Consider the following 1,758-nt stretch of genomic DNA (forward strand, 5'->3'; position numbering starts at 1 on the left):
ACTGGCGGGACTCCTTACTGCCGCCAGTTCACCGCGCGGCTGAATGATCGCTACCGGCCTTGTGTGTTGGCCTGCCGGGAGGGTCTTCCCGCGTGCCCGTGCCTGGTCCACCAGATCGCGGAGTTCTTGCGCGAACTTGGTGTGCCCCTGCCGGGCCTCTTGCGCGGCCACCTGCAACGCAACGGCATAAAACCGCTCGTCGTCGCCTTCAGCGTGAGTGCGGATCAGAGCCTTTAGATAGTCCGATTTGCTCACGGGGTGGGCCCGCCTTTCACCCGGCTGACATGGTATCCCACATTTCTCATTCTAGCGATCCGAACTCCTGCACGTCAATCTTTCCCGTCACTGCGGCGGAGATGAGCGCCGTACGGTATTCCTTGAGCCGCTCGATGCCCTCATGGATCTTAGCGATGAGCGCGTCGATCTTCGCCGTCTCGCGGTCGAGGAAGGCAGCGATAGCACGTTGTTCGGGGAGAGGTGGTCTCGGGGCGTGAATCGATGCCACAACACTGACGGCAAGCCCCGGCTGTGCTGCTGACTCGGAGTACTCGTTCAGCGACATGGCGGTGAGTAGATAAGCAAGCCAGCGAGCGTCCACGCCTCGCAGCGGCGCTGCCACCACTGCGTGTTCGGATGCCCAGAACCTTCCACTTGCGAAGTTGATACATCCACACAGGGCGCCCTGCCTACCGATCAGCGGGAAATCTCCCTCGTGGGTGAAGGATGACGTGTAGCCTCTCACTCCGTTACCGCCGTACACCGGGTATTCACCCGCCTGGTCGATATGGTCAGAGGTGATTGCTTCTCCCGCGCGAAGCGATGTCAATTGCTTCAGGGCCATCACTTCCCAATGCACCGGGATCTCCCCCAGCCACTCGACACCGGAGTCCTTCATGGGAGCGTTCAGGTCGAGGCCCTTGGTGACCGCCCGGGTGATGAGGGCGGTGCGGTTCTCCTGCAACAGCTCGATGAGGCGCTCCTTCTTCGCCACCAGCGCATCAATCTTCGCCGTCTCGCGGTCGAGGAAGGCAGCGATGGCGCGTTGTTCCAACAAGAGAGGCGGCAGAGGTACCGGAAAGTCCTTTATAAACTCTTCGGATACCCGTTGCTGACCAGCCGCGCCCTTCATTTCAACCTGGCCAAGACCGCGAAAAGGCCGCGAGAAGGTCAGATAAGCCAGAAAGTCTGCGTGCAGGCCGGAGCCCGGTCGGATCACGTGAAGCTCGGTGGTTCCGAAGCCGATTCCGTTTGTGAGGCCCCTTGCAACTGCTCCTTTGCCATTCTCGAAACATGGAGTGATTTTCGCCACGAGAACGTCGCCGTCACGAAAATAGGTATATCCGGACGAGACCTCGCTCAGTTGCTTTGTTGCTTCGAGGTTGAAGCCACCCCATTCCCCAAGCGCATCCATCGGTATGAAAGTAACCTCTAGGGACGGTGAGGCGCTTCTGAGTTCGCCAGGTGAGGGGTTGACGAATCCAAGAAACCTAAGCCGCTTCACCTCCCAATGCGCCGGGATCTGCCCCAGCCACTCCACGCCGGAATCCTTATAGGCAGGGTAGGGTTTGAAGCGGCGCAGGGTCTGACGTTCCTCAGTGCCTTTGTTCAAGACGCAACCCCCTCCCGCCGGGGCGACGGCGTCCAGGGGCCGCCGGGCTGCCAGACGAAACGAAAATCCCCTGCTCGCGCGGCGGCACCGAGGACGGGTTCTACGTTAACGGCCCAGACCCTGGCCGCGACCTTCGCGGAGGTCTGGGC

General features: G+C 61.0%; 2 protein-coding genes. Both read right to left on the reverse strand.

Going from position 1 to position 1,758, the window contains the following annotated elements:
- Positions 1-255 (reverse strand): AAA family ATPase (locus NUW23_16275; GenBank protein MCR4427703.1); only part of this gene is annotated, 255 nt, incomplete at its 3' end.
- Positions 256-301: 46 nt separating this feature from the next.
- Entirely contained in the window at positions 302-1,609 is a 1,308-nt protein-coding gene (locus NUW23_16280; protein MCR4427704.1) for a restriction endonuclease subunit S, read from the reverse strand.
- Positions 1,610-1,758 lie beyond the last annotated feature (149 nt).

Source organism: Bacillota bacterium (assembly GCA_024655925.1).
GTDB lineage: Bacteria > Bacillota > DTU025 > DTU025 > JANLFS01 > JANLFS01.